Annotated in this window: 16 protein-coding genes; 7 read left to right on the top strand and 9 right to left on the bottom strand. The window is 61.7% G+C overall.

Annotated elements, in window-relative coordinates:
- Window positions 1-169: 169 nt before the first annotated feature.
- Both ACMDB8_RS16950 and ACMDB8_RS16945 read right to left on the bottom strand, forming a co-directional pair.
- The gene (locus ACMDB8_RS16950; RefSeq protein WP_409079478.1) at window positions 170-2,419 is read right to left on the bottom strand and encodes an Ig-like domain-containing protein; all 2,250 of its coding nucleotides are present in this window, start codon (window positions 2,417-2,419) and stop codon (window positions 170-172) included.
- 35 nt (window positions 2,420-2,454) lie between these two features.
- On the bottom strand, window positions 2,455-3,801 hold the full coding sequence (locus ACMDB8_RS16945) for a hypothetical protein (RefSeq protein WP_223541959.1): 1,347 nt from the start codon (window positions 3,799-3,801) through the stop codon (window positions 2,455-2,457).
- Window positions 3,802-4,081: 280 nt separating this feature from the next.
- Between ACMDB8_RS16945 and ACMDB8_RS16940 the strand changes: the two genes are divergently transcribed.
- The 4 genes from ACMDB8_RS16940 (at window position 4,082) to ACMDB8_RS16925 (ending at window position 9,836) form a co-directional block, all read left to right on the top strand.
- Window positions 4,082-5,527 (top strand): sensor histidine kinase, encoded by a 1,446-nt coding sequence (locus ACMDB8_RS16940; protein WP_409079361.1) that lies wholly within the window; start codon window positions 4,082-4,084, stop codon window positions 5,525-5,527.
- Between the two features lie 196 nt (window positions 5,528-5,723).
- Entirely contained in the window at window positions 5,724-6,839 is a 1,116-nt protein-coding gene (locus ACMDB8_RS16935; RefSeq protein ID WP_056723933.1) for an SCO family protein, read from the top strand.
- A gap of 101 nt (window positions 6,840-6,940) precedes the next feature.
- Entirely contained in the window at window positions 6,941-8,434 is a 1,494-nt protein-coding gene (locus tag ACMDB8_RS16930; protein ID WP_056723935.1) for a sensor histidine kinase, read from the top strand.
- Window positions 8,403-9,836, top strand: coding sequence for a sigma-54-dependent transcriptional regulator (locus ACMDB8_RS16925; protein ID WP_056723936.1), 1,434 nt, complete (start codon window positions 8,403-8,405; stop codon window positions 9,834-9,836). Before ACMDB8_RS16930 ends, ACMDB8_RS16925 begins: the two co-directional genes overlap by 32 nt.
- A 271-nt stretch (window positions 9,837-10,107) precedes the next feature.
- On the opposite strand, the gene ACMDB8_RS16920 is transcribed toward ACMDB8_RS16925, so the two are convergent.
- On the bottom strand, window positions 10,108-10,485 hold the full coding sequence (locus tag ACMDB8_RS16920) for a hypothetical protein (RefSeq protein ID WP_223542260.1): 378 nt from the start codon (window positions 10,483-10,485) through the stop codon (window positions 10,108-10,110).
- Between the two features lie 172 nt (window positions 10,486-10,657).
- On the opposite strand from ACMDB8_RS16920, the gene ACMDB8_RS16915 reads away from it, so the two are divergent.
- A complete protein-coding gene (locus ACMDB8_RS16915) occupies window positions 10,658-11,464 on the top strand; it encodes a class I SAM-dependent methyltransferase (protein WP_056723939.1) in 807 nt (268 codons plus the stop codon).
- Window positions 11,465-11,614: 150 nt separating this feature from the next.
- Here the strand turns inward: ACMDB8_RS16915 and ACMDB8_RS16910 are convergent, their stop codons facing one another.
- Window positions 11,615-12,655 carry an AraC family transcriptional regulator ligand-binding domain-containing protein gene (locus tag ACMDB8_RS16910; protein WP_056723940.1) on the bottom strand — a complete coding sequence of 347 codons (1,041 nt, stop codon included), beginning with the start codon at window positions 12,653-12,655 and terminating at the stop codon, window positions 11,615-11,617.
- Window positions 12,656-12,726: 71 nt separating this feature from the next.
- On the opposite strand from ACMDB8_RS16910, the gene ACMDB8_RS16905 reads away from it, so the two are divergent.
- Window positions 12,727-13,641 carry a LysR family transcriptional regulator gene (locus ACMDB8_RS16905; RefSeq protein ID WP_056723942.1) on the top strand — a complete coding sequence of 305 codons (915 nt, stop codon included), beginning with the start codon at window positions 12,727-12,729 and terminating at the stop codon, window positions 13,639-13,641.
- Window positions 13,642-13,773: 132 nt separating this feature from the next.
- Here ACMDB8_RS16905 and ACMDB8_RS16900 read toward each other — a convergent pair whose 3' ends face one another.
- On the bottom strand, window positions 13,774-14,694 hold the full coding sequence (locus ACMDB8_RS16900; protein WP_409079360.1) for a LysR family transcriptional regulator: 921 nt from the start codon (window positions 14,692-14,694) through the stop codon (window positions 13,774-13,776).
- A 94-nt stretch (window positions 14,695-14,788) separates the two neighbouring features.
- On the opposite strand from ACMDB8_RS16900, the gene ACMDB8_RS16895 reads away from it, so the two are divergent.
- Window positions 14,789-15,628, top strand: coding sequence for an AraC family transcriptional regulator (locus ACMDB8_RS16895; protein ID WP_056723946.1), 840 nt, complete (start codon window positions 14,789-14,791; stop codon window positions 15,626-15,628).
- A 791-nt stretch (window positions 15,629-16,419) separates the two neighbouring features.
- Here the strand turns inward: ACMDB8_RS16895 and ACMDB8_RS16890 are convergent.
- From ACMDB8_RS16890 to ACMDB8_RS16875, 4 genes are all read right to left on the bottom strand, one after another.
- Window positions 16,420-16,983 (bottom strand): NUDIX hydrolase, encoded by a 564-nt coding sequence (locus tag ACMDB8_RS16890; protein ID WP_056723948.1) that lies wholly within the window; start codon window positions 16,981-16,983, stop codon window positions 16,420-16,422.
- A 1-nt stretch (window position 16,984) separates the two neighbouring features.
- Window positions 16,985-17,737 carry a GntR family transcriptional regulator gene (locus ACMDB8_RS16885; protein WP_046042558.1) on the bottom strand — a complete coding sequence of 251 codons (753 nt, stop codon included), beginning with the start codon at window positions 17,735-17,737 and terminating at the stop codon, window positions 16,985-16,987.
- 88 nt (window positions 17,738-17,825) lie between these two features.
- A complete protein-coding gene (locus ACMDB8_RS16880; protein WP_008059553.1) occupies window positions 17,826-18,215 on the bottom strand; it encodes a carboxymuconolactone decarboxylase family protein in 390 nt (129 codons plus the stop codon).
- Window positions 18,216-18,234: 19 nt separating this feature from the next.
- Window positions 18,235-19,686, bottom strand: a complete 1,452-nt coding sequence (locus ACMDB8_RS16875; protein ID WP_409079359.1) for an NAD-dependent succinate-semialdehyde dehydrogenase — start codon at window positions 19,684-19,686, stop codon at window positions 18,235-18,237.
- Window positions 19,687-19,753: the final 67 nt, after the last annotated feature.

Below are 19,753 nucleotides of genomic sequence, written 5' to 3'. Positions count from 1 at the left end.
ACCGCGTCCCCTGTGGGAGCGAGCTTGCTCGCGATGACGGCCTGTCAACCGACTCAATTCTCACAGACGAACAAACCCGGCAAAAAACCGCGGCCCCCCACCCGAGGCCGCGGTTTTCCATAGGGTTCAAGCCGGCCCCATCAACCAACGTGGCGAATGGGGCGCGGGCTCAGTTGGCGATCACCGGCACTGTCCGCACGGAGCCTTGGGAAGAGGTGATCGTGGCGGTCGGGTTCGCCGACGGTACGAGCGTGGTGGTGTTGTTCACCGTCAACCGCCAGCGACCGTTCACCGGTACGGTGGTGGTGCCCAGGGTGACGAGCCCGGTCGGCGTGGTGACCTTGATAGTGATGGTGTTGCCGGTGGTCACCGATGAGGTGCCGGCAAAGTTCCAGGTGAAGCGGTTATTGGAACGGGCACTCACCGTTGCGGTGGTCACTGCGAAGATTTCCGCCGCGGGCCGTGGCGAGACCTGCACCGTGACCGTGGCCGGCGACGTCGACTGGGCGCCGAAGCTGTCCCGGGCGATGTAGGTGAAGGTCGTGGTGAAGGCCGTGGTGATGGTGGCCGGTGGGGTATAGGTGAGCACCGTGCCGTTACTGCTGACGGTGCCGCGATTTGCCGGTGGCTGAGTGACGCTGGCGACCGCGAGTGGCACATTGCCTTCTGGGTCGGTGTCGTTGGCCAGCACGTTGATTGGAATCGCCACACCCAGTGTCGTGACGGCATCGGCGACTGCCACCGGAGGCCGGTTAGGCGCCACGGTAATGGTCACGGTTGCCGCTGTCGTCGAGGCCAGGCCTTTGACGTCTTGGGCCTTGTAGGTGAAGGTCGTGGTCAGCGGCGCGTTGACGACAGCGGGAGGGGTGTAGACCACCGCCGTAGTGCCGCTCAATGCCACGGAGCCCTGGTCGGTGGCCGGTTGGGTCAGCGCAGTAATGCTCAGCGGGGTATTGCCGTCCGGGTCGCTGTCATTGGCCAGCACGTTGAGGGTGAGCGGCACACCGAAGCTGGTGCTGCCAGCGTCGGCAACCGCAAGCGGCCGCTGGTTCAGGCCGCTGTCCGGCGCCGTACCCACGACGACAACGGGCTCGGTGTCACTGCCGCCAGCGGCGGACTTGACCGTCACGGTTGCAGGAGGTTGGGTCAGGTCAGTCACCGTCAGGCGCTGCAGGATTCCGGTTTTCGACAGCCGCCCGTAACCCTGGGCGACCATGTCCGGTACCACCACTTCGTCCGTGGAGGTGGCCTCGATCAGCAGGCTATGGTTGCTCCAGCTGTAACGGGCGGTCTGGATTTTCACCACGTCCGAGAGCTTGCTCGACACCGCGGTCGGGCGAGTGGTCCCGGCGGGGTCGGTGGCGGTGACTACCACGACCGGCGGCACCGTCCCGTTGACCAGCAGATGCTGGGCGAAGAACACGCCGTTGTTATCGCTCACCATGTTGGTCTGGCAGGGCGATACAGGCGGGCCGGGGACCAGGGCGATGCTTTCGCGAAAGCACAGGGTCGAGCCGTTGGCGGCTTTGGCAAACACTTCGACCCGGGTGTTGTTGCCGCCCGTGCCGGCTATCCGGCGGTAGGTGGCACGGGTCATGTCCACCGCGGTTTGCGCGCGGTTGTCGAGCACCTTGCCGGACAGGGTGAACAGGTTGGTCTGGATAGTCCCGGCCGGACCCTGGATGCGCACGAAGTTGGTGTTGGTGGGGCTGCCGGTCACGGCTTCGGTGAGGTTGGGGTCGCCGACGAAGGTTTCGACGGCGCCGGAGTCCGGGTTCACCTCGGTGTAGGGGCCGTTGACGCTGCGCAGGAACGGCCCGATCGCACCGTTGACCGCACCGCTGAAAACGCCCGGCGCACCGATGCCGACGTCCCTGGTGATGTTTATCGCACGACGCCCGGTGGTGGTGACGTTCACCGTTTCCACGCCATAGGGGTGGGTAATGGTGTAGGTCCCGGCAACGGGAATGTTCACCCGCATGCGAATCCGCGCGAAGCTGACCTGGTCGCCATCGAGCGGGTTGCCACCGGCAAACGCGGCCTCGATCCCGGCGACATAGGCGTCCATGCCATAGCCTGCGGTGTCGTTGGGGATGCTGGTCTCGGCAAGGAACCAGAAGGCTTCGTCTGGCCAGTTATCCGGGAACACCATCGGCAGGGTGTCATCGAAAATACCCGGCGTCGGCAGCAGGGTGCACATGTAGGCCGGTGGCACACTGGCGGCCACCCGCGAGCTGGCGGCGCGGGACTGGCACAACTCCATCGACAGCAAATTAGTGTCCTGATACCAGATCGGGAATTTCCCGGTGGCAAAGGTGTAAGGGCCGGGATCGACGGCGGCGAGTTGCGCGAAGGCACTGCCGGTCAGCGATAGAGTCAGTCCCAGGGCGTTGAGCGCCAGGCGTGGCCATTTGTTCATGATGCCTCCTGATGAGGATCCGGGCATGTGGGCGTTCATTGCACGATGACCACTTCTTCGGTATCGCTGCCGCCATTGGAGGACGACACACGAACCTGGGCTGGCGGAATCGGCGAGATGCCGGTGGCCAGGCTTTTCACGGCGCCGTCACCACTCAAGGCGCCGATGGCGATACCGGTGCCGGAGCTGGCGGTGAGCACCGGAGGCGACGTTTCATCGCTGGTCGAGGCCACGATGGTGATTTGCCCGGTGCTCAGGCTGTACTCGGCGCGTGAGATCGTCACCAGGTCGGTCAGCGGCATGGGCAAAATGGTCGGCGTGCTGCTGGCGATGGCCAGGTGGTTGTCGGCAGTCACCTGCAAGGTGCTCGGCAGCGTCGGATTGTTCGGCGACTGCGCATACCAGTGGCCGGTGGTGTTCGCTTCGGTGAAGTTCAGTACCGGGTTGTTGCTGTCCAGGGTCACGGTGGCCGGTGGCGGCGGGGCCAGCACGAACACGTCCTGCTGGGCCACCGGGGCGCTGGTGCCGGCTTGTCGCGAGTAGGTGCTGCGCTCGGCGATTACCGGGGTCGGCCGGACCACCTTCGACAATTTGCCGGATACGGCGAAGAGGTTGGTGCGCAAGTCCAGGCCATTGGGGCCTTCGATGCGCACGTAGTTGGTGTTGAACGGGCTGCCGGTGACGGCTTCGGCGAGGTTCGGATCACCGACGAATTGTTCGGCCTGGCCAGTGCTCGGGTTGGTTTCGGTGTAGGGACCGTTGACGCTGCGCAGGAACGGCCCGACATCGCCCTTGAGCGCGCCGTCGTAGGTTTTCGGCGCACCGATGCCAATGTCCCGGGTCATGTTGATCGCCCGTCGGCCGGGAGTGTCGACGTTGAACACTTCGACGCCGTAGGGGTGGGTGATGACGTAAGTGCCGGCGGTGGGCACGTCGATGCGAACACGAATGCGGGCGAAGCTGATCTGGTCACCCTCCAGTGGATCCCCGCCACTGAAGGCTGCTTCGAGCGCCGAGACATAGGTCAGGTCGATGCCTCGGGCGGCATCGACGATGGTCGTTTCGCCTGTGGCCCAGAACGCTTCGTCGGGGAAATTGGTCGGAAAGACCAACGGTTGATTGTCATCGAAAATGCCGGGATTAGGGATCAGCGAGCACATGTAAGTCGGAGCGCCTGGCGCGCTGGCAACCCTGGAACTGACAGCCTTTGATAAACATAGGTCAAGGGTGCGGCCGTGGCTGTCTTGATACCAGGCGGCGAAATTGCCATTGGCTGGCAGGTAGGGTCCGGGGTCTACGGCAAACAGCGCTGCCTGGGCCATGCCTTGGGCTAGAGCGGTCATGACCAGGGCAGTCGCGGTTTTGCACAGTAACGGGTGCATGGGTATTCCCTCTGTCGAAGTACCTGCCCCTTGGGGATGGGGCAGTTGGCAGGGATATCGGCAACTTCCATACCAATCGGCAAAAACGCCCGTGAGAAGCCCGCAGTAAAGGCCTTGGCGCAATCGTTGGCGGCAGTACGGGAGGTTATGGCGCGGGCAACTGTCCCCCGCTTTGGGGGTGACGGGGCTGCGGGGTGGGTGGGGTATCGCAGTCCCCAGGTTCGGGCAAACGGCCATGGCTGGGCTATAAACCTATAGGGGGTTTCCGGGAACCGTGTCCATGAACACCATCGCCAAAGTACTTGCGACCGACAGCGAAGTTCGCTTGAACACGCGCAAGGAGCCGTTCAATCTGCTGCGCTGGTTTTCACTGGTCAGCATGGTGGTGATCGGCACGGTGGCGGTGGCGCTGGGGGCGGTGTCCACGCGGTTCGTGATTACCGAAAGCGTGCAGCGCGATGCGCTGTTGACCTCGCAATTCGTCCAGGCGATTGCCGCGGCCGAAGTGCGGCATGTGGCGATTCCCAACGTCAGGACCATGGGCGAGTTGCTCGACCCACGAAAAGACAAGGACTTTCCTGACGTCGACCCGCTGTCCCGTGCCAGTGCCCGTGATGAATTCCTCGACCACATCGAAAACTTGCCGGACGTGATCCTGGCCAACATCTATGCCCCCGACCGCATGGTGATCTGGTCGACCAATCCGGCCTTGATTGGCATCACCAACCGTGCCGATGAAGACCTCGACCGTGCTTTCAACGCCAAGACTTCGGTGTCGACCAGTTTCCACGGTGTGGACACATCCCGCATGGAGCAGAAGTTTGTGGAGCCCCCCAAATACATCTTCATCGAAAACTATATTCCCCTGTTGGACGCCGATGGCAGCACCGTCACGGCGATGGTCGAGATCTACAAGGAACCGCAGGACCTGATCAACCGCATGGAGCGCGGCCTGGTGCTGATCTGGCTGGCGACCGCCCTGGGCGGCGGTCTTATTTACCTGGGGCTGTACTGGATCGTGCGGCGGGCGGCGATCCTGCTGGCGACGCAGCAAAAGCAATTGATCACCAACGAAACCTTTGTTGCTCTGGGAGAGGTGTCCTCGGCGGTCGCCCACAGTCTGCGCAATCCTTTGGCGAACATCCGTTCAAGCGCCGAGTTGGCGATAGAGTTCGACAGCGGCCCGGCACACAGGAACATCAACGACATCATTGGCCAGGTCGATCGCATGTCGACATGGGTGCGGGAGTTGCTCCAGTCCCTGCGACCGCTCAATGACGAGGCGGAACCGGTGAACCTGGTGGCGGCCCTTCATGACAGCCTGATGGCTTACGAGCACCAGATCGGCAAGGCCAGGGTCAGCGTGGTGTTCGAGCCGGACCAGACGCCCATGGTGCTGAGCCAACACGTGCAACTGACCCAGATCCTCAACAGCCTGCTGTCCAATGCGGTGGAGGCCATGGACGCGGGTGGCACCCTGACCATCCAAATCGAACCGTGCGATGCCCAGAGCGTCAGCGTGAGGGTGAGCGATACCGGCAAAGGCATGAGCGAAGAACAGCGCACAATGGCCTTCCGGCCGTTTTTCACCACCAAGCAGGGCGGGCTGGGCGTCGGGCTGGTGTTGGTCAAGCGGATCATGGAGCGATTTGGCGGTGCGGTGAGCCTCGACAGCAGTGAAGGCGAGGGCACCACTGTGCGGCTGTCATTTGTTCTGGCCACCTGAAAACGGGGATGAACTACCCCCAACATTGGGTATCAATCCCCGGTCATCTCCCCGGTCATCTCCCCGGTCATCGCCCATTGATTTTGATAAATCATTGTTTTATGGAGTGTTAGTACTTTTTTATAGAAAAACACATGATTGGCGAGGTCCTTGCAAAACCACCATTACCCCCTTCACCACATCGAGGCGGCTGGTGATGGAAAAAAAAGAGATACATTCACCACGCTCACGAGCCCTGGGCATGCACCTGGTGCTGATGCTGGTGACCGGTTTGCTGGCCAGCCAACTGCTGGTCGCCAGCCAGCCGACGTCGACGCCCGCACCTGCCCCGGCATCCACTGGCGAATCCGCTGTCGTTGAAGCCGTCACTCCGTGGGGGGCCGACTATTTCCCCAACACCCCGTTGACCGACCAGGACGGACAGCCGCTGCATTTTTTCGATGACTTGATCAAAGACAAGGTGGTGGTGATCAACTTCATTTTCACCTCGTGCAGCGACTCCTGCCCCCTGGAAACCGCGCGCTTGCGTCAGGTGCAGAAACTGCTGGGGGATCGGGTCGGCAAGGACATCTTCTTCTACTCCATCAGCATCGACCCCTTGAGCGATACCCCCGAGGTGCTCAAGGCCTATGCGCAACGCTTCCAGGTCGGGCCCGGGTGGAAATTCCTCACAGGGGAATTCGCCGACGTCACCGACCTGCGCAAAAAACTGGGGCTGTTCATCGAAGGCGTCGATAACGGGCGCAATAAGGACCACAACCTGAGTCTTATCGTCGGCAACCAGGCAACGGGTCGCTGGATGAAAGCCTCGCCGTTCGAAAACCCGTGGATTCTGGCCGATCAACTGGCCAATACCCTGCATAACTGGAAACAGCCCAGTGTCGAAGAAAGCTATGTCGATGCACCGGAAATTCGCCCGCCGAGCAATGGCGAAGAGCTGTTTCGCACCCGCTGCGCCTCTTGCCACAGCCTCGGTCCGCTGGACGGGCAGGGCATCGGCTTGCGCAGCATCGGCCCGGACCTGATCGGTGTGACCTACCAGCGCGATCCGGCCTGGCTCAAGCGCTGGATCCGCGAACCTGACCGCATGCTCGAGGAAAAGGACCCGATTGCGATGGAGCTGTTCGAGCGCTACAACCGGATCTCGATGCCCAACTTGCGCCTGGATGCGAAATCCGCCCAGTCCCTCATCGATTTCCTGCGAGAAGAAACCGACCGTCAGCATCCGCCAGCGGCGCCATTGGTCAGTGTGAAGGAGGAGCCTGAACAACATCATTCGGTCGCGCACCCCGAGACGCCCCGGGTGCAGTAGTGTCAAAAAAATCACGCGGGTCGGTCAAGGCAGTCAATGCCACCTACACTGATCCTGAAAGCGGCTGAAAAGGCTCGATTTCAGGCACCCAGGACACAGCCATGCAGATACTCGAACAACAAAAAGTAGCTGCGCCGCAGGCTCCGGTAGCACAACGCAAGGGTTGGCGGCCGCAGTTCAACTTGCTGCGCTGGTTTTCCCTGGCAAGCTTTCTGATCATCGCTGTGGTGGCACTGGGGTTGGGTTACATCTCCACGCGCTTTGTTGTCGATGAAAGTATCGAGCGTGATTCGATGCTGACCGCCCAGTTCATCCAGTCCATTGGCGAGGCCGAAATCCGGCATGCCGGCATTGCCCCAGGGCGGACCATGGGTGAAATGCTCGACCCGCGCATGGACGATGCCTACCCCGACGTCAACCCCGTATCCCGGGCCGCCGCCCGCGCTGAGTTTCTCGACCATGTGAGGCATCTGCCGGACATCCTGCTGGCGACGGTGTACGCCCTGGACCGCACCGTGGTCTGGTCGACCAACTCCGATTTGATTGGCGTGCGCATCGAAGATGACTTTGAACTGGACGAGTCCTTCGAAATGAAATCGCCGGTGTCCACCAGCTACCACGAAATCGATGAGGAGCGTCCCGAGCAGCGCTTGCTGCGCGAACCGGAGTATTTGTTCGTCGAGAACTACATTCCGATGTTCAACGCCGACCGAAGCAAAGTGATTGCCATGGTGGAAATCTATAAGGAGCCGCTGGATCTGGTGGAGCGCATTCAGCGTGGCTTCAAGGCGATCTGGCTGGCCACGCTGATCGGCGGGGCGGCCATTTACCTGGGGCTGTTCTGGATCGTGCGGCGCGCGGCGACGCTGTTGCAGAGCCAGCAGAAACAACTGATCGCCAACGAGACCTTTGTCGCCCTTGGCGAGATGTCCTCGGCGGTGGCCCACAGCTTGCGCAACCCGCTGGCCAATATCCGTTCCAGCGCCGAACTGGCCCAGGACATCGCCAGCCAGACCGCACAGAAAAACATTGGCGACATCATCAGTCAGGTCGACCGCATGTCGCGCTGGGTCCGTGAATTACTGGTGTCGTTGCGGCCGATGAATGACGACTGTGAAACGGTCGATCTGGTGCTGGCCCTCGAAGACACCCTGAGTGCCTTTGAGTCCCTGATCAAACGGTCGGGCGTCGAGGTGCGTTTCTCTCCTGTCAGCGTGCCACCGGTCGTCAGCCAGCAGGTGCTGCTCACGCAAATACTCAATAGCCTGTTTGCTAATGCACTGGAAGCAATGCCCAAGGGCGGCGTGCTGACGATCGAGATCGATTCCTCGGTGTCCGGCGACGTGAGAATGACATTGACCGACACCGGCAAGGGCATCTCAAAACAACAGCAGCAAATGGTCTTCAAGCCGTTTTTCACCACCAAGCAAGGTGGGTTGGGCGTGGGCCTGGCCCTGGTCAAAAGAATAATGGAGCGGTTTGACGGCTCGGTCGAACTGACCAGCCGGGAGCAGGAAGGAACCCGTGTTTGTCTCAATTTCAAAGTGGCAACGGGAGGGGCATATGGAGCACAGCATTCTGCTGGTCGAGGATGACGAAATCCTCGCCGAGAATATTCAGACTTACCTGGAGCGCAAGGACTTCGAGGTGACCGTCTGCCACTCGGCTGAAGATGCACTGGAGCAATTGGGTTCTTTCGCGCCTGACGTGGTACTGACCGACAACTCGTTGCCAGGCATGAGTGGTCACGACTTGATCCAGAAGCTGCGCATCAGCGCGCCGGATCTGAAAGTGATCATGATGACCGGCTACGGCAACGTCGAAGACGCCGTGGTGGCGATGAAAGAGGGCGCCTTTCACTACGTCACCAAACCCGTGGCCCTGCCAGAGCTCAAGCTGCTGCTGGACAAGGCCCTGGCCACCGACCGCATGGAGCGCACGCTGTCGTTTTACCAGGAGCGCGAGGCCCAGAAGTCGGGGGTACAGGCACTGATTGGCGAATCGGCACCGATGGCGTACCTCAAGGGCACCATCACCCAGTTGCTCGACGCCGAGCGGCGCATGGCCAACAGCGACCTGCCGCCGGTACTGGTCGAAGGCGAGACAGGCACCGGCAAGGAACTGGTGGCCCGGGCCTTGCACTTCGACGGCCCGCGCGCCAAAGGCCCGTTCATTGAATTCAACTGTGCTTCGATCCCGTCCAATCTGGTGGAATCGGAACTGTTCGGCCACGAGAAGGGCGCCTTCACCGACGCCAAGGATCGTCGCATGGGGCTGGTGGAAGCGGCCGACGGCGGCACGCTGTTCCTCGATGAAATCGGTGAAATGGACTTGCTGCTGCAAGCCAAGCTGCTGAAACTGCTGGAAGACCGGACCATTCGCCGGGTCGGTTCGGTAAAGGAACGCAAGGTCGATCTGCGGGTGATCAGCGCCACCAACTGCAATCTCGAACAGATGGTCCAGCAAGGCAAATTCCGCCGTGACCTGTTCTTCCGCCTGCGCATCATTTCCATCAAGGTGCCGCGCCTGTATGCCCGTGGCGCCGATATCCTGCTGCTGGCCCGGCACTTCCTGGCGCTACATGGCAAACGCTACGGCAAGCCGAACCTGCATTTCAGCGACCAGGCCGAAGATTTGCTGCTCAGCTACAGCTGGCCGGGCAACGTGCGCGAATTGCGCAACATGCTGGAGCAAACCGTGTTGCTGGCGCAAAGCGACACCATTGCCGCCCATCAGCTGAACGTCTGCCTGAGCCTGATGGATGAGCCACCGATGTTTCATCACGAGCCAGCACATTTCAGCGAACAGCGTGCGTCCTTCAACGGTAGTGATTCCATGAACCTGCCGGAAGTGGAGCGCGACATGGTGCGCAAGATGCTCGACAAGACCGATTGGAACGTCACCAAATCGGCACGCCTGCTGGGTCTGAGCCGTGACATGTTGCGCTACCGGATCGAAAAACTCGGCCTCGCCCGTCCGGACAAGCGCCAGTGGTAGGGGGCGTTCTCAATTAGTTTCCCTACCGCGCCGGGTCTGCTGTTGTGCAGGGCAAGGCGCGAGAAGCGTAGTTTGGTCATTCCAAATCAGCTTCGAGCAACACAGCCCTGCACAACAGCAGGCCCGGCCCTTCGGGTTGTGCCTTAAAGCTAGCCATGCTGCGTTGCAGGCCTTGGAAAGGGAACAACCATTCCCAGCGGCCTACGCCTTGCCTGGCCAGCTTTAAGGCGACAACGCGGTGGGGAAACTAATTGAGAACGCCCCCTAGTGTTCACTGCAACACCGGGCCTTCCCTCAGACAGGACATCATGCAACTGGGGTTCTCGACTTCCTGGTTGACGTACACGCCACGCTCCGGATCGTAGGAGCGGATAAACACCCGGACCGTGGCGTCGGCCACTGTCGGCAGGCGCGAGTCGGAAAACACGTGCTCGCTGGAAACCGGGATGAAATTCCCGGGTGCGGTCGGGATGTACGAGCCCGGCGGGATGATGTTCATCGACGGTGGTGCGGGGTGCGCGAAGGGTTGGTCGGCGCCGTAATAGTTGAATTCGCTGCTGTAGTTGGTGGTGGGCAAGTCGTCGGCGTGGACGACAGCGGTTGCGCCCAGGCAGACGGCGAGCAAAAGCGTCAGGTCGGTCTTTTTCATGGCAACACCTGCTAGATCGGTTTAACCACATTACCCTCAAGGTCTTTAACTATAGCTGGCGCCGTGGACAGCCGTCGATGCTGCGCGGATTACAAGTTCACAACACCTGCCCGGATGAGGTTGATCTAGACTCCGGCCGGTCAAATCGACGACCCGGACCCTGGAGCATGCAATGGAACTGCCGACAAAAGAACAAGCCATCGCCAGTAACCGCGAGGCCTGGAATGATTCCGCCCGTCACCATAAGGACTCCAGCGAATGGCAAGCCTTGTTGAAGGGCGTGGAACACGCGGATTTCTCCTGCCTGGATGACACCCTGACCGCTTTGCTGACCCAGACGGGTGTCGAAGGCAAGGACGTGGTGCAACTGGGCTGCAACAACGGTCGTGAAAGCCTGTCGCTGTTCGCTTTGGGGGCGCGCAGCGTGGTGGGCGTCGACCAGTCTGAAGCCTTTCTCGGGCAGGCACGGGAACTGGCGTCCCGCTCGCCCCACGCGCCGCAATTCATCGAAGCGGACATCCACCACTTGCCGGTCGAACTGCAGGAGCGCTTTGACCTGGCGCTGATCACCATCGGGGTCTTGAACTGGATGCCGGACATCGGTGAGTTCTTCCACCATGTGGCGCGCACGCTGAAGCCGGGTGGCGCACTGGTGGTGTACGAAACCCACCCGTTCCTGGAAATGCTCGACCCCGAGGCGGCCGATCCTTTTCGTCTGGCCAGTTCATACTTCCGCCGCGAACCGTTCATACAGCACGAACCGATCGTCTACGAAGGCAAGATCGAACAGCCAGCCGCGCCGTCCTACTGGTTCGTCCACACCCTGGGCGACCTCTTCAGCGCGGCCATTGCGGCAGGGTTGCAGATCCGTCACTTCAGGGAATACCCGCACTCCAACCGCGAAGAGCTCTATGACCGCTATCAACAGCAGGTGGCGCAGCTGCCTTTGTGTTTTACGTGGGTGGTGGTGAAGGGCTGATGCCCTGGGCTCAATAGTGTGCGGGTCCTGCTGGCCCCATCGCGAGCAAGCTCGCTCCCAAAGGTGTTCAGTGTCGTACGCCGGTCTTGCAAACGACAAAATGGGGGGACGCAAAAAACCAAGGCACCCGTGGCGCACGGGCGTGGTTTTCTATTGACCTTGCCGGGTTCGCCAGGCTCCCGGCGCGCACCCCAGCCACCGCAGGCAGGCACGGTTGAAGCTTTGCACATCGCTGTAGCCCAGGCGGTCGGAGATCTCCACCAGCTCCAGGTCCGTTCCCTGCAAAAAGTCTTCGGCCCGGTAGCGGCGGTATTCGTCGAGCAACTCTGAAAAACTCCAGCCCAATGCCTTCAAGCGTCGGGCGGCGGTGCGCTCGAGCAAGTGCTGGGTGGTACAGAATTGCTGCCAGTTGGCCCCGGCGAGGTCGCCGATCAAATGGTCGCAGACTTGCTCGAGCAAGGTCGGTTCGCTGTTGCGTCGGGTCTGCTCCAGCAGCTCTATCAGCGTGTTTTCCAGGTCATGATTGCCCGGCGTCAACGGGATGACGAACAGCTGCGGATCGAGGCGGATCGAGTGCTGCGCCTGTCCCCATTGCACCGGTGCGCGAAAGGCTTGTTGATGGTCCTGCGCATTGGCCGTGCAAGCGCCGGCCAGCCCGACGCCCAGAACCGGATCACGCTCCAGGCCGCTGGCGAGGAACTTTCGCCGCAACATGCTGCACAGGCTGATGAGGATGTAATCGGTGGTCGCCGCGCTGGCTTTCACGCTGCCACGGTCGAGCAGGCGTAATTCGACGCTGTCGTCGCCGCGCACGATCCGGGCCTGGAAGTGCCCGTTGAAAAACGGAAAGAAGCGCACGAAATACTGGCAGGCGCTGTCCAGTGAGGCGGCCACGTCGAACAGGTATGTCAGTCCGTTGGTGGCGGTGGAAACGAAACGCCGGCCAGCCGCCAGGCCGATCAGCGGGTCGCCGGTCTGCTCCAGGGCAAACGCCCAGAAGCGCCGCGACATGAACAGCGGAATGCGCATGAATGGCGTGCGCAACTCGAACAGGCTGCGGCGAAACAGGCCTTCGATACTGTCCCGGTCCACGCCACGGGCCAGCAACTCTTCGATCGCCGGCAACAGGGTCGGCGCATAGAACGCGTTGGGTATCGATTGATCGTGCAGTGGCTGATCGCTTTTTGTCATGTAGGGCTCACAGCTTGTTCCGGAACACTGGTTAGGCTGCCCGACGTTAAGCGATTTGCCGGAGCAAGACCATGCTTGATTTACGCCAGCTCGATTTGAACCTGTTGCTCGCCTTCGATGCGATTTACCAGCAGCGTAGCGTCACCCGTGCGGCCGAGGTGATGTGTCTGTCGCAACCGGCCATGAGCAATGCGTTGCGTCGCCTGCGGGAATTGTGCGGCGACCCGCTGTTCATCAAGAGTCGCCTGGGGGTGACGCCGACACTGGTCGCCCATCGTCTGGCTGACTACGTGCGTGCCGCGCTAGAGTCATTGCGCGATGGCTTGCGCATGATTCCCGCCGCGCGGCAGAGCAATCCGCTGCTGCGCATCAGTTGTCTGGACTGCCTGCAACCGGTGTTGCTCGATGCCTTGCTCGAATCGCCCCACGCCGATTGGCAGGTGCGTTATTTCCAGCCCCGGCGCCGTGACGCCCTGCAGGACCTGGCCAGCGGCAAGCTGGATATCCTGATCGACCTCGACCAGCCGCTGGCCGGACTTGCCGGCCTGCACAAACAGGCACTGCCCGCCGACCATTACGTGTTCGCCTATGGCGCTGCGCTCAAGGAACCGCCGCGCACCCTGCAGGCGTATCTGGAGCAGCCGCAGATCCAGGTATCCAGCCGCCGCGACGGGCTCAGCCCGGTGGACTTGCAGCTTGGTTTGAAAGGCCTGAGGCGGAATGTGGCGATGAGCACCCAAAGCACCCTGGCCGCGAAGCTGATCGCCGATCGCCAGCCGTTCGGCATCAGCCTGCCAAGCCGGGTCGCCAACGTGCTGGGCCTGCAACACGTGCCGCTGCCCCTGGACGAACCGGTGGAATTGAAACTGGCGCTGTACATCGAGTCGCGCTATCGCTTCGAGCGCAGCCGCGAGGAGGCGATGCATTGCCTGCTGCGCGCCCTCGGTGAGCCCCGGGCATTGCAAGCGCTGGCGCGGCGTGCATGATGTGGAGACAGCAACGCCAAACCCTGTGGGAGCGAGCTTGCTCGCGATAGCGGTGTGTCATTCAAAACGATGTCGACTGACACGGCCCCATCGCGAGCAAGCTCGCTCCCACAGGGGGCATTGGTTGCTCGACTAATTCGACGCCAGCAAGCGCCGGTCAACCGTCAGCACCGCATCGACCATCGCCAGCGCGGCCGGTGTCAGGGAATGCCCGGCACGGCTGACAATGCCGTAGTGCAATTGCAGGCCGGGATCGTCCTTGGGCACATCGGCAAACTCCAGCAGGTGGATCAGGCCCTGATCGACCAGTTCGGCCAAGGCCTCCACGGTGGCGATACCCACCGCGTCGGAGCGCATCACCACGCGGCGGATCGCATCGAATTGCGCGCATTCCACACTCGGGTTGAAGTCCGCCTCGCCCTGCACGTCGGCGAGGATCTTGCGGATCATCGGCGGTATCCGCGTGCCGACCACCGCGTAGTCGAGCAGGGCGCGCAGGGTCGGGTTCTGCTGCTGCACCAAGGGATGACCGACACGGCAAAAGAACCGCCCGCGTCGAGGGCGCAGCAGCTGAACCTGGTATTGCGGGTCGCCGGTGAAGTACCGCGCGTCGGCCACCAGGAATTCGATCTGCTGCTCACGAAGCCAGACCGCCAGTTGCTCCCAGTCGCCCTGGTGGAAACTGATGCGGATCGCCGGGTGCGCCTGGATGAATTCCGCCAGCGCCTCGGGCACCAGCACCTGGGCCGGGTACGGGCCGCAGCCGAAGTGCAACTCGCCACCGGTCAGGCCGTTGTATTGCGTCAGTTCGTTGTGCAAGGCCTGGCTGCCGGCGAGCAGGCGCCGGGCGTGTTGCAGCACCAGTTCACCCTGGCCAGTCAGGCGGAATTCGCGACTGCTGCGTTCTACCAGCGCGCAGTCGAGGTCGCGCTCCAGGGTCTGGATGCTGCGACTGAAGGCGGGTTGGCTGAGGTTGATCGCCTCGGCGGCCCGGCCGAAGTTGCGGTAATCGGCCAGGGCGACAAGGTGGCGGAGTTGTCGTAGGTCCATCATGCGTCTCCTGCATTCGGCGGATACTTTTAATGCATTGGATCGATAGCACAGAGGCTGGCATAAGTACACGCCTGTCTTCTCGCCGTAACCTGCCATGACCCCTCAACTGTTCATTTCCAGCGCCTTCACCCGCACCATTCTCAGCCATGCCCGGCAGTCCGGCCTGTGTCAGGACCAACTGCTGGAACGGGCCGGCATCTGCCTGTCATTGCTCGAAGGGCAGGACCTGCATGTGCCCGTGCATCTGGTCGAACGCCTGTGGAGTGAATGCGAACGTGCGGGCGCGGGGGTGTCGTTTGGTTGCGATCTGGTCAACGGCATGGCGACCACTACGCTGCGGGGGTTGAACATTCTGCTGGACTCCGCCGCGACCCTGCGGGCGAGCCTGGCGTGTTTCACCGATTTCCTGCCGCGGGTAACCAATTACGTGGTGGCGGAATTGGAGGAGGGTGACGGGCAGGCTCGTTTGCACTTGCGCAGTGCTGACCGTCAGCCACATTTTTTCGGCCTCGATGCGGCGACCCTGACGTTGGTGCGCAACATCGCCCGACGTTTGGGGCGAGCGCCGGCCGAGGTGTTCATCGCGGTCCAACTGACACCGCAACAGGCTGCCGGGCAATGGTTGCGTAGCGCTGGTGTCGAGGTGCTGGAGGGTTCACATCCGTGCCTGAGCCTGCCGGCTGCCAGTCTCGATGAGCCTCTGCTCGGGGCCAACGGGTTTTTGCATCAGAGTATGTTGCGTCACTGGCAGACTGCGGCGGTGCAGCATACCCGCAGTGACAGCCTGGAGATGGCGCGGCACTGGTTGACGGCGGGGGATCAGCCGATCGAGCGGATTGCCGAGCGGTTGGGGTATCGGCAACCGAGTAATTTCATTCGGGCGTTTCGCAAGCAGTTCGGGATTACTCCGAAGCAGTTTCGTCTTGGTTTGTAGTTTTGGTTGAGTACATATCCGTTGCTGCGGTAACGGCGACTTATGGTTTCGCCCTTACGGCGAGTCCCTTTGGCAAACGCCGGAGTGCCGGCCCAGCCCAAAGGAACCAAAGGTCTCGCCCCGAACGTACGGCCCCTCGCCTGGGCTCGGGGTTCCTTCGCTGCGGTATTCATCCGGGGGCATTGCCCTCCGGTCGGCTTCGCTTCGACCTACATGCAATGAGTTCGACTGCGTCGAACGGCGCTGCGCGCCCATCCCCGGATGAACACCTCCGCTCAGCCTGCCGAGGGGGCGGGTGGATCAAGATCAAGAGCTGCAGGCGAGCTAACGCTCGGCCTGATGAGTGGTGAGAAGCGTCGGTGTACGCCGATCTGCCTTTGCTTTTCTGTGGGAGCGAGCTTGGTCCGGGCGGCGTTCCGACGATGGCGGCCTTATGGCCGACCAATCTCTTTCGGCTAAACGCATTCCCCCCTGTAGGAGCTGCCGCAGGCTGCGATCTTTTGATCTTGATTTTCCGCACCCTTCGACATTGTCAAAAATCAAAAGATCGCAGCCTCGTTGCACTCGACAGCTCCTACAGGGAAACACGCACACATCAGAACCAGGCCGGTAGGCCGCCTCGGGCGCTGTTGCGGTGCACGCCCCCTCGTGAGGCCGAATGTCAGGGGCAAGAGCGTTTGGTTACTTTGCGCCGGGCCGCGCAGGCTTTTCCAAGTGACCCGCCGTAAGGGCGGAACCTTAAGCGGCCGTTACCAAAGAAACGGATATGTACACGGTCAAAACCCGCAGCATCAGCGAATAAAGTGAATCTTCCCGCTGTCATCATTACCCATGTAGATGCCATACACCCCGGCCTGGCGCTCCTCGATATAGCGCTCAAGAATCTGCCGGATCGCCGGGTAGTAGATGCTGTCCCAGGGAATATCCTCAGGCGCGAAGAACTGGTAGTCGAGGGTTTCCGGCCCGTACTGCCCGGTGATCTCCAGCGCGATGGCGCGGAAGATGATGTACACCTCGCTGATCTGCGGCACGCTGAAGATCGAATAGGGCGAGACGATTTCCGCACGCACGCCGCTTTCTTCCCAGACTTCGCGCAAGGCCGCCTGCTCGGTGGTCTCACCGCTTTCCATGAAGCCCGCCGGCAGGGTCCAGGTGCCGGGGCGCGGTGGAATGGCGCGCTGGCACAACAGGTACTTGCCGTCCTGCTCGATGATGCAGCCGGCAATGATCTTCGGATTGACGTAATGGATGTAGCCGCAGCCGCGGCACATCAGGCGCTCGTGCGTATCGCCCGGCGGCAACTGTGACCTAAGGTCTGCGCTGCCGCACTTGGGGCAAAAGCTCGGGCTGAACATGTCAGCGACCTATGCGCGGTTCTTTCAGCGCGATGGGCTGGGTGATCGCCGGGATGTCGCCGGTTTCTTCCTGCTTGCGCTTGAGGTAGTCCAGGGCCACGGCAGCGGCTGCACGCACATGGTCGACGCATGCCTGGTGGGCGGCCAGCGGGTCACCGCCCTTGATCGCCTCGACCATGCGTTCCATTTCCTGGTTGCTGGCGCCGCGACGGTTTTCCTGGGACACCGAGGTTGCGCGCAGGTAGCTGATGCGTGCCTGCAACTGGCGCAGTTGAGTGGCCGCGACATGGTTGCCCGAGCCTTCGAGCAGCACGTCGTAGAAACCCTGCACCGAGTCGATGACCTGTTGCAGCTCGCCGTCTTTCAACGCCTTGCGGTTTTCTTCCAGGGCTTTTTCCAGGGCCTTGATGTCCTTGGCCTTGGCGCGCAGGGTGAACAGCTGAACGATCAGCCCTTCGAGCACGCAGCGCAGCTCGTAGATGTCCACGGCATCGGCCAGGGTGATGATCGCGACACGCGGGCCCTTGGCGTCGGCGAATTCCACCAGGCCTTCGGATTCAAGATGACGCAAGGCTTCGCGCACGGAAGTACGGCTGACGCCCAGGCGATCGCACAGATCGCGTTCGACCAGACGGTCTCCCGGCAGGAGCTGGAAGTTCATGATGGCGCTTCGCAGTTTATCCAGCACGATTTCGCGCAGGGTAACGGGGTTGCGATTGACCTTGAAGCTGTCGTCGAGTGGCAGGCGTTTCATGGGGTCCGCTCTGATTGTGGCTGTCCATGCAAAAAGAACACTTCGATTACGGGAATCTGGGTGCCCGGTCAGATCAAACAGCCAAGGGTTAACTGGAGGCCTCGGCATCGGCTTCGGCGAAGGCTTCACGGGCGAGCCGGAAACTGTCTACGGCAGCGGGGACACCGCAATAAATGCCGACCTGAAGCAATATTTCGCGTATTTGCTCACGACTCAGGCCGTTACGCAAGGCACCGCGCACATGCAGCTTGAGTTCATGGGGCCGGTTGAGGGCCGAGATCATCGCCAGGTTGATCATGCTGCGCTCCTTGAGCGACAAACCCTCACGACCCCAGACATGACCCCAACAATATTCGGTGACCATTTCCTGCAACGGTCGAGTGAAGTCGTCGGCGTTCTCGATGGAACGGTTGACGTAGGCCTCGCCCAGCACCTGGGTGCGGATCTTCAGGCCTTTTTCGTATTTTTCGTTGCTCATTTGCGTCGCTCCCGTGGGCTCAGAGGCCGCCCATCAAGGTGTATTTGAGTTCCAGGTAATCCTCGATGCCGTACTTGGAACCTTCACGGCCCAAGCCTGAAGATTTGATGCCGCCGAACGGTGCGACTTCGGTGGAAATCAGCCCTTCGTTGATCCCGACCATGCCGTATTCCAGTGCCTCGCTCATGCGCCAGGCGCGGCCTAGGTCGCGGGTGTAGCAGTAGGCGGCCAGGCCGAATTCGGTGTCGTTGGCCATCTCGACGGCCTGGGCCTCGGTGTTGAAGCGAAACACGGCGGCCAGCGGGCCAAAGGTTTCATCCCGTGCGACCTTCATCTGCGTGGTGACGCCGATAAGCACGGTCGGCTGGAAGAAGCCGTTACCCAATGCATGGCGCTCGCCGCCGCACAGCAGTTGTGCACCGTGGGCCAGTGCGTCTTGCACGTGGTCTTCGACCTTGGCCACGGCACGCTCGTTGATCAGCGGCCCTTGGGTGACGCCATCATCGAAACCGCTGCCGACCTTGAGCTGCGAAACCCGCTCGGCCAGGCGCGCGACAAAGGCGTCGTGGATGCCGTCTTGCACCAGGAAGCGGTTGACGCAGACGCAGGTCTGCCCGGCGTTGCGGAATTTGGCGATCAGCGCGCCATCGACGGCACGCTCCAGATCGGCGTCGTCGAAGACGATGAATGGCGCGTTGCCGCCCAGTTCCAGCGAGACTTTTTTCAGGGTCGGCGCGCACTGGGCCATCAGCAATTTTCCGATCCCGGTGGAGCCGGTGAACGACAACTTGCGCACGAGAGGGCTTGAAGTCAGCTCACCACCGATGGCAATGGCATCGCCAGTGATCACGTTGAAGATGCCCGCTGGAATGCCGGCCTGTTCCGCCAGTGCGGCCATGGCCAGCGCCGAGAACGGCGTTTCCGGGGCCGGCTTGACGATGCACGGGCAACCGGCCGCCAGCGCCGGGCCGGCCTTGCGGGTGATCATCGCCGCCGGGAAGTTCCACGGCGTGATGGCCGCGACGACGCCAATCGGCTCCTTGCTGACCACAATGCGCGCATCACCCTTGTGGCTGGGAATGGTGTCGCCGTAGATGCGCTTGGCCTCTTCGGCGAACCACTCGATGAAGCTCGCGGCATAGAGGATTTCACCCTTGGCCTCAGTCAGTGGCTTGCCTTGTTCGAGGGTGAGGATTTCAGCCAGGGCGTCGGCGTTCTCCAGCATCAAGGCATGCCAGCGCTTGAGCGTATTGCTGCGCTCCTTGGCGGTCAGTGCGCGCCAGGCCGGCCAGGCTTTGTTGGCGGCCTCGATAGCCTGGTGCGCGTGCTCGGCACCGAGGTTCGGCACCCGGCCGATGAGTTCACCGGTGGCCGGGTTGAAGATGTCCTGACAGGCGCCATCCGGCGCGTCCAGCCATTGGCCGTTGATGTAGGCCTGCTGGCGGAACAGTAACGAGGCTGCTGGGCTCATGCCGGCTCCCGAGTAAAGTGGTGGACCCTGTGGGAGCAAGCCCGCTCCCACAGGGGGATTGTGTTCA

Source organism: Pseudomonas monachiensis (assembly GCF_047345015.1).
In the GTDB taxonomy this organism is placed as follows: Bacteria; Pseudomonadota; Gammaproteobacteria; order Pseudomonadales; family Pseudomonadaceae; genus Aquipseudomonas; species Aquipseudomonas monachiensis.
This window is presented reverse-complemented; position numbering and strand designations above follow the sequence as displayed.

Excerpts from the sequence above, each read along its gene's own strand:
- ACMDB8_RS16950 (WP_409079478.1), bottom strand. The coding sequence starts at position 2,419 with ATGAACAAATGGCCACGCCTGGCGCTCAACGCCCTGGGACTGACTCTA.
- ACMDB8_RS16945 (WP_223541959.1), bottom strand. The coding sequence starts at position 3,801 with ATGCACCCGTTACTGTGCAAAACCGCGACTGCCCTGGTCATGACCGCT.
- ACMDB8_RS16940 (WP_409079361.1), top strand. The coding sequence starts at position 4,082 with ATGAACACCATCGCCAAAGTACTTGCGACCGACAGCGAAGTTCGCTTG.
- ACMDB8_RS16935 (WP_056723933.1), top strand. The coding sequence starts at position 5,724 with ATGGAAAAAAAAGAGATACATTCACCACGCTCACGAGCCCTGGGCATG.
- ACMDB8_RS16930 (WP_056723935.1), top strand. The coding sequence starts at position 6,941 with ATGCAGATACTCGAACAACAAAAAGTAGCTGCGCCGCAGGCTCCGGTA.
- ACMDB8_RS16925 (WP_056723936.1), top strand. The coding sequence starts at position 8,403 with ATGGAGCACAGCATTCTGCTGGTCGAGGATGACGAAATCCTCGCCGAG.
- ACMDB8_RS16920 (WP_223542260.1), bottom strand. The coding sequence starts at position 10,485 with ATGAAAAAGACCGACCTGACGCTTTTGCTCGCCGTCTGCCTGGGCGCA.
- ACMDB8_RS16915 (WP_056723939.1), top strand. The coding sequence starts at position 10,658 with ATGGAACTGCCGACAAAAGAACAAGCCATCGCCAGTAACCGCGAGGCC.
- ACMDB8_RS16910 (WP_056723940.1), bottom strand. The coding sequence starts at position 12,655 with ATGACAAAAAGCGATCAGCCACTGCACGATCAATCGATACCCAACGCG.
- ACMDB8_RS16905 (WP_056723942.1), top strand. The coding sequence starts at position 12,727 with ATGCTTGATTTACGCCAGCTCGATTTGAACCTGTTGCTCGCCTTCGAT.
- ACMDB8_RS16900 (WP_409079360.1), bottom strand. The coding sequence starts at position 14,694 with ATGATGGACCTACGACAACTCCGCCACCTTGTCGCCCTGGCCGATTAC.
- ACMDB8_RS16895 (WP_056723946.1), top strand. The coding sequence starts at position 14,789 with ATGACCCCTCAACTGTTCATTTCCAGCGCCTTCACCCGCACCATTCTC.
- ACMDB8_RS16890 (WP_056723948.1), bottom strand. The coding sequence starts at position 16,983 with ATGTTCAGCCCGAGCTTTTGCCCCAAGTGCGGCAGCGCAGACCTTAGG.
- ACMDB8_RS16885 (WP_046042558.1), bottom strand. The coding sequence starts at position 17,737 with ATGAAACGCCTGCCACTCGACGACAGCTTCAAGGTCAATCGCAACCCC.
- ACMDB8_RS16880 (WP_008059553.1), bottom strand. The coding sequence starts at position 18,215 with ATGAGCAACGAAAAATACGAAAAAGGCCTGAAGATCCGCACCCAGGTG.
- ACMDB8_RS16875 (WP_409079359.1), bottom strand. The coding sequence starts at position 19,686 with ATGAGCCCAGCAGCCTCGTTACTGTTCCGCCAGCAGGCCTACATCAAC.